Raw genomic sequence first — 7711 nt, forward strand, 5'->3', positions numbered from 1 at the left:
CAAGACAGGATTATTTTTATGATAAAAAACCTCAATCTAGATTTACACTTCATTTGAAAACGCTATAGGTTTTAATATTTTACCGTAGGAATTTGGAAACCAAAACCCTACAGTTTTTTCCCACTAATTGCTGAGACATGACCTCTCTTTGGGCAACATTCCATAGGAAATGTTTACCATATTTTTTTTCTTCCTTCTTCCTTCTTCCTTCTTCCTTCAAATTAAGCTTGACAAAGAATTAATCCAAACCACTGTTTAGGGTCTGTCCAAACTTTTTTAACTTTAAGTCCTTTTTTTTCCAGCTCTACTTTAATAGCTGCTAAATCAAACTTGCGAGAAACTTCAGTCAGAATACTTTCCCCTTTCTCAAAATCAACCTTTAAATCTAGAATTTCCAAAGAGAATGTGACATTTTCTTGACAATAAAGACGCATTTCTATTTGCGATTTTTCTTGATTATAAATAGCTTTATGAGTAAATAAATCGAGGTCAAAATTGCCTTGGAAACGCCAATTTAAATGGGATAACATATTCAAATTAAAAGCAGCCGTAACTTCTTTACTATCGTTATAAGCTGGTTCTAAAATTTCTTTGGGTTTTTGTAAATCAATACCAAGTAAAAAATAATTTCCTGGTTTTAAAGCATTAACAACTTGGTTCAAAAAACAGTCAAATTCTTGTGGTGGAAAATTGCCAGCAGAACTTCCCAGAAAACAAATTGTTCTAGTTAGGGAAGTTCCTTCAAAAGAGGTTTGTGTAGGGTGTGACTTTAGATGAGCTAAAGTTTCATCATAAGTGCCAATAAATCCCTCAATAGAGAAATTTGGATATTTTTCTTGTAGCTCTAATACGCTATTTTTGAGTATTCCCCCACTTACATCAGTAGGTACATATTTAAACGAACTACCTATTTTTTGATAAGCATCTAACAACAGGCGAGTTTTAGTCGAACTACCACTGCCTAATTCTACTAATTCACAACATCCAGTTAGTTGAGCAATTTCATCTGCATATTCTTTTAGAATGGAAGCTTCTGTACGAGTGGGATAATATTCGGGTAACTGACAAATTTCTTCAAATATTTCTGAACCGCGATATATAAATCTTTTAGTTATTTTATGGATTGAATGGTAGATCGCGCAAGTAGGGAATACCATAAATGGGAACAGGAATAAGGAAGAGGGAGGAAAGCTTAAAAGTCTGAAAAAAAACTTCAATTTATTCTAGATATTCACTAGATATTTACGCTTAGGTTTACACCAACTATAAAGTGCGGACATTATATAAATGGTAGAAGTAAGGAAGAAGAAAGAAACAAGAAGGAATAAGGAATAAATATTGAAAAAGATATAAAACGATAGATATAATTATCTAAGAATAAATTTAATTAGCTATTTTTAATACCAATTTCATGGGTGCATCTCAATTTTGAATAAAGCAAAAAAATTATCGCTTTTAGGGAACAGGGAACAGGGGACAGGGAACAGGGAATATATAGGAAAAAAGTATTTTTGCTTGCTATGAGATGCACCCAATTTCATATACTTAAACAACGGTTTTCAAGAATTAATAATTTAGAATTAATAATTTAGAATTACCTCTCCTTTAAAACGGATAGGATTAACTAATCATGAAAATTTTTCTTCTCTTGGTCGATTGGATATGGCGCAGGTTTCGGAGCCATCCCACCCTAACGGGAAGCTCCGAATATCAACCGCTTTTACCCTCTTAAAAGAGGAGGCTTTCAACCACAATTTTTCGGTAAAAGTAATCTATCAAGCTTAAAAACCAAGATGTCAAGTTATATGTAGTTTTACTTGAGGAAATTGGTATAAGCATATCTGAATTAATATATACCTTATTTTGAGCATTCTTTTTTAAAAGTGATCTTAGATAAAAACAATAGACATTGAATATTATTTACAATAAAACCAGCTTTTTCCCAAAAAAAATTTGGGCTTAATTAACTAACTATAAAACTATAAATTTAGATAGATTATTTTGTTGACGAAGAGTGATTTTTTGCTATTGTTATAATATTCAGTATTTATTGAATCCTTCAACGAGGAAAAAACATGAACAATCTTATGACTAAGTTTTTCAGCAGTGTGTGGCATAAATTCCCACAACAAATATCTAAATTAGTAGCTACATTAGTAATAACATTTGTTTTTCTGTTTGTCGGCACAATTTTTCTACCAGTACCTTTCGCCCAGGCAGCAATGGTCTTATACTGTGATGGATTGGATGCTGGTGGCAATCCTTATACAGCAACCTATCTAGATGGATTGTTTACTCAAGTCCGGTTTGATCGTTCTCCAGATTTACCCCCTGTAGTCTCGGAATTAACCTACGATACTGTAAATGGGCAAGGTCAACCAATTTACCGAGGTGGTTACTTGGGAGCAGCAGATGTAGTTCTTATCGATATATCAGGAGGTAATGTCAAACCTGGTTCAGAAGTATCAGTATCAGTTGACAACCAATGGAACTTAGAAAGGGGTATTTGTGGAGTTTAATTAATAATACCATTTCTTTGTAAGAATACCCTTGATAATTATTACCGAATAATTAAGGTTTAAAGCCTCTCCTTTAAAGGAGAAACAAGAAAAAATTTTCATTATGAGTCAATCCTCTTCTTTTCAAGGAGAGGTAATAATTAATAATTATTAATTATTAATTGTTGAATCAGACCTTAATTGTGCTGACGATTTTCATTTTTTATTAAGTAAAATTTCATATAGAAGTGGTGTTAGTTGTAGGGTGTGTCAGTTTCTTGCACCCTAAAATTATTATTAGATTAAATATCTAAGTTTTTAGTAGTAATAACCCACATCAAGTTAAATAAAATAGTTTTAATTAGGGTGAGCTGAAAAAGTTTTCTGATGTCTGGTGAAAGTAGGGAACGCCACATATGGAAATAGGTAAGAGTTTTCCCATCCTTTTTATTCTCTAAAAGTTGATAAATTTTGATAGCATAAAAGTTTAATTGTAAACATTCAGCTATTAGTATTCAGCATTTTCGTTTGTCATGTTGTGCAAACAGATGCATGAAAATACAGGACTTACTAAGGTTAGCTAGTGACCTTTTTCTTTCCTGTAGAATGCTGCATAAACATAATTTTGAATTCTCCTTCTCAGATAATAAGTTAATAACTGGTAAGTAATAGCTGATAGCTGACTGCTAACTGCTGTTTGCGCAGCATTCCGAAGGAAATGCTTACGCTTCATGTATAATCCTTTTAATTTTATTCAGTCAGTTCTAATTAGATTTGATTTGACTTAAATTTGAAGATTTGATGCCAAATTATTTCAGACAAAAACTTCCACACTATAAATATACAATTTTGCTCCTTTTAGTCCTGAATAGTAATTGTGGATCTCGCTGAAATGCAAACTATACTGTTACCAAAATAATTACCGAAAAATTAAGGTATAAAGCCTCTCCATTCATGGAGAAAAAAGTGGTCGTTAGCGCAGCTTCCCGAAAGGTGGGATGGTGAGGTTTCCTTGCCATATCCAATCGACCAAGAGAAGAAAAAAAATCCTTTTAGAGCTGATTTATTAACTGAGCTGTTTGCGCAGCATTCCGCAGGAAAACTCTTATGCTATCTAGGTCTCATAAATTTCTACTTTACTGGCCGACAATCGGTAAAACCTTTTTCCTGTAAGAAATTCAGCCTCTTAATATTTACTTTATAAATCAGCTCTTAGCCAATCCTCTTTTTTATAAGAAGAGGTAATTATTAATTATTAATTGTTGAAAATACACCACTACCTACTCCTTTTAGTTATGTATGTTATGTATAGTAATGATGAATGGTGGCTGAGATGCAAACTATACTGTTACCGAAATAATTACAATGCACCACTACTAAATTTTAATCTTAATAAAAATTAACTCTAAGAGGGATATATTAAACACAAATCAATTAATTTATCATACAATGCTAAATGAAGTTAAAGTCACATTTAGCTCGGGAATCTTCACATAAGTTAATCAAAAAATAACACTAGGCAATTACTGTACTTAATAGTTATATTGTAAAGGAGTTAAAATATAATTTTAACCCACCCTTGACGCTTACTCTAGACTCAAGTCCTCAAAATATAACTGTTATAAAAGGAGAACTTTATGAAGTGGCCTTGGTATAAATTTCCTACTCCCATTGCATTGTTAAAATTACTTGAATTTCGGAACAAATTAAGAGAAGAAAACCTTCATAATACGGCACAATTACCTACTCAAGATGATACCGAGTTACCTTTACCTCTACCTGACGATCGCCATTTAGTTGTGCGTACTGCTGATGGTAGTTTTAATGACTTGGAAGACCCCAAAATGGGTATGGCGGGTACCCGCTTTGGGCGTAATTTTCCACTTAAGAATGTTTATCCTAATGAAGAGAATTTACTTAATCCTAACCCTCGTATTATTAGTCGAAAGTTATTGACGCGAGAGGAATTTGTACCAGCGACTACCCTAAATCTATTAGCTGCTGCTTGGATTCAATTTCAAACCCATGACTGGTTTTCCCATGGAGATAACCAACAGGATAATAAGTTTCAAATTCCCCTGGAAGAAGGCGATCCTTGGCCTGAAGAATATCGACCTTTGGAAATTAAAAAAACTTTATCAGATACAACTCGTAGCGATGATAATACCCAAGGTCCTCCTACTTATATTAATAAAGTTACTCATTGGTGGGATGCTTCTCAAATTTATGGTAGCGATCGCGAAACAATAGATAAATTACGCTCCCATGTAGACGGCAAAATGTTAATTGAGGATGATGGTTTATTACCTATTAATTCTGAAAATGGTATCGATCTAGTAGGCTTTGACGATAATTGGTGGATTGGACTGAGTATGCTCCACACTATATTTGTCAAAGAACACAACACAATTTGCGACCATCTTAAACAAAAGTATCCTGCATGGACAGATGAAGACCTATTTGACCATGCTCGTTTGATTAATGCTGCTTTACTAGCAAAAATTCATACTGTGGAATGGACTCCGGGAATTCTAGGACTTCCTGCTTTGCAAATAGCAATGGATGCTAACTGGTGGGGTTTATTGGGTCAACATTTCAAGAAGATTTTTGGCCGTGTGGGAGATAGCGAACTGCTGAGTGGTATTATTGGTTCTCCTACTGACCATCATACAGCTCCCTACTATTTAACTGAAGAATTTGTCTCTGTGTATCGAATGCACCCATTAATGCCAGATGAATTTGAATTTTATTCGGTTAAAAACGGGAATTTATTACAAAAGAATAATTTATTTGAAGTTGCTGGTAATCGTACTAGAAATCTTTTAGAAAATTTAGAAATGTCGGATTTATTTTACTCATTTGGTATTAGTTATCCAGGAGCGATTACTCTATATAATTATCCGAGTTTTCTCCAGCAACTTGTAAGAGATAATGGTGAAGTTTTTGATTTAGCTGCTGTAGATATTTTGCGAGACCGGGAGCGGGGTGTTCCTCGTTATAATGATTTTAGAGAATTAATTGGTCGTGGACGAGTAAAATCTTTTGAAGAGATTACTGATAATGAAAAATGGGTGAAAGAATTACGAGAAGTTTATCAGAATAATATTGATAGTGTAGATTTAATGGTGGGTATGTTTGCGGAAAATCCTCCCACGGGATTTGGTTTTAGTGATACTGCTTTTCGTGTGTTTATTCTTATGGCGTCTCGAAGGTTGAAAAGCGATCGTTTCTTTACTGAAGATTATCGAGCTGAAATTTATACCCAATTTGGTTTAGATTGGATTGATAATAACAGTATGTTGACTGTTTTGCGTCGGCATTATCCGAGTTTAAGTCTGGCTTTATTTAGTGTGGAAAATGCTTTTGCACCTTGGCGAAAGGTGGGGTTTCAATAATTAATAATTAATAATTAATAATTAACAATTACCTCTCCTTGAAAAGAAGAGGATTGACTCAAAGGAAATTTTTTTCTTATTTCTCCTTTAAAGGAGAGGCTTTAAACCTTAATTATTCGGTAATAACGAAGTTAGAAGTCAGAAGCTATAAGGGTTATCATTTTAGTTAAACACACAACTTTCTAGATGTTTTAAATGCACAACAGTTTACTATTTCTTAAAAGTCTTGCTACATATTCTTGAGAATAGAGAGCAAGGAGTAGGAAGTAGGGTTTCACCGAATAAGATATTTTTGCTTAATGCCTAGAAAAAATTCTTGACGCTTACTTATTACTTAATATTTGACTTGGGTGTATCTCAATATTTGCAAAAATACTTTTTTCTTATTCCCTGTTCCCTATTCCCTGTTCCCTGTTCCCTAAAAGCGATAAATTTTTGGCTTTATTCAAAATTGAGATGTACTCTTTAACTTTTAACTTCCGCGTAGCGACACTAGCTATTAGAAAAGCAATAAAACCTATATTTAGGAAACAGAAAAAATGTTAGATATTATCAGCTTTAATCCATTTCGAGTAAAAATTCCATTTTTACTAGACATCATTATAGTTTCTGATTCAGAGCAAATAAAGAAAATTGAAACTTCGGGAGATGTAGACCGTTTACATACATACGATACTACTTCCTTACCTTGGTGGGCAAAAATTTATTTTAGAGCTACTAAATTTCACGATCAAGAGCGTGACTTATGGTTTTGTCCTTTCGAGTCAATTTCTAATCCTACCTATCAACAAAGAAGAGCATATCTTGAGGAAAAAGTGGCAACAAGTTATAGTGAAGCAGATGTCAAAAGAATTGCTGAACTTTTAAATAAAGATACAGAAGATGAAGTTCTTGCTTATGAAATGGTGCAAATAGTTAATCAAAGATTTTTTGATCAAGAAATTCCTCTACCTATTACTAAAACTGCCAAAAATACAGTACAAAGTTTAGGCGAAGCTATCTTGCCGTGGAAATATATAGCTGGTAGAAAAGCACAGAATCAACTGATGAATTACTGTGCAAAAAATCTTCCCAATGATGTTCATATTTTAGATGTCGGACATAATATTGGGGAGGTTGTGCAAGCAACAACAGGTGGATTAAGAACGTTAAAAAATAACCTAGATAAATCAGTAGAAGAAATTTTTACATCTAATCCTTTGACTCCTCAAGCACCACGAATAGCTGTGAAGGAATCAAATTTTGATGGGTTATTATCATCTCCTACAATTCCAGGAAAAACAGTTTTCATGTTTCAAATTGGAAAAGCTGCTATTGAAACCCAGGATATAAACTTTACTTTTAGCACTGGAACTTCAGAAAGAGTTTGTGTATTTAAAGATTTTTTTCTGGAATTTATGAAGGATTTACAACAAGAGTTGCGTCAGACAAAATCTCAAAGTTAGGATTAGGGTATTAGTAGTTAGTAGATATTGCAAAAAAAAATATTAATGGGTTGAGTTACTGAAAAAAAATTAAATACTAGGGATTGATTTGGAATTTATTTGGCTTTGTACTAAAACTCTAGAACAAAGTTAAGAACTCGATATTTTTCCCAGTAAGCATTTCCTAGATAAATATTTGGCGCAACTTCTCTAATTTCATCCCTAATTTTTTGAGCAATAAAAGATGTTTGAGAATAGTCAAGAATGATAGACTCTTCCTGATCAAGCCAACTTTTGCCTAAATAAACTTCTGCTTTAACAAATTCTAAACTTAGAGGAGTTATTTTATTGAGTAAATAACCTTTTTCTCGATAAAATATTTTACCTTGCCAAG

5 protein-coding genes are annotated in these 7711 nt (G+C 33.1%); 3 read left to right on the forward strand and 2 right to left on the reverse strand.

Annotated elements, in window-relative coordinates; translation table 11 throughout:
* Positions 1-221 precede the first annotated feature (221 nt).
* Entirely contained in the window at positions 222-1157 is a 936-nt protein-coding gene (egtD, locus tag D5R40_RS10380) for an L-histidine N(alpha)-methyltransferase (protein ID WP_124154608.1), read from the reverse strand.
* Between the two features lie 918 nt (positions 1158-2075).
* On the opposite strand from egtD, the gene D5R40_RS10385 reads away from it, so the two are divergent.
* The 3 genes from D5R40_RS10385 to D5R40_RS10395 all read left to right on the forward strand — a co-directional run bounded on the left by D5R40_RS10385 (position 2076) and on the right by D5R40_RS10395 (position 7338).
* A complete protein-coding gene (locus D5R40_RS10385) occupies positions 2076-2519 on the forward strand; it encodes a hypothetical protein (protein ID WP_124143758.1) in 444 nt (147 codons plus the stop codon).
* A 1616-nt stretch (positions 2520-4135) separates the two neighbouring features.
* Positions 4136-5893 (forward strand): peroxidase family protein, encoded by a 1758-nt coding sequence (locus D5R40_RS10390; protein WP_124154609.1) that lies wholly within the window; start codon positions 4136-4138, stop codon positions 5891-5893.
* Between the two features lie 539 nt (positions 5894-6432).
* Positions 6433-7338, forward strand: coding sequence for a hypothetical protein (locus tag D5R40_RS10395; protein ID WP_124154610.1), 906 nt, complete (start codon positions 6433-6435; stop codon positions 7336-7338).
* A 110-nt stretch (positions 7339-7448) separates the two neighbouring features.
* Here D5R40_RS10395 and D5R40_RS10400 read toward each other — a convergent pair.
* On the reverse strand, positions 7449-7711 hold a 263-nt coding region (locus D5R40_RS10400), incomplete at its 5' end, for a hypothetical protein (protein ID WP_205127634.1).

It is taken from the genome of Okeania hirsuta, assembly GCF_003838195.1.
In the GTDB taxonomy this organism is placed as follows: domain Bacteria; phylum Cyanobacteriota; class Cyanobacteriia; order Cyanobacteriales; family Microcoleaceae; genus Okeania; species Okeania hirsuta.

Excerpts from the sequence above, each read along its gene's own strand:
- D5R40_RS10385 (WP_124143758.1), top strand. The coding sequence starts at position 2,076 with ATGAACAATCTTATGACTAAGTTTTTCAGCAGTGTGTGGCATAAATTC.
- D5R40_RS10395 (WP_124154610.1), top strand. The coding sequence starts at position 6,433 with ATGTTAGATATTATCAGCTTTAATCCATTTCGAGTAAAAATTCCATTT.
- egtD (WP_124154608.1), bottom strand. The coding sequence starts at position 1,157 with ATGGTATTCCCTACTTGCGCGATCTACCATTCAATCCATAAAATAACT.
- D5R40_RS10390 (WP_124154609.1), top strand. The coding sequence starts at position 4,136 with ATGAAGTGGCCTTGGTATAAATTTCCTACTCCCATTGCATTGTTAAAA.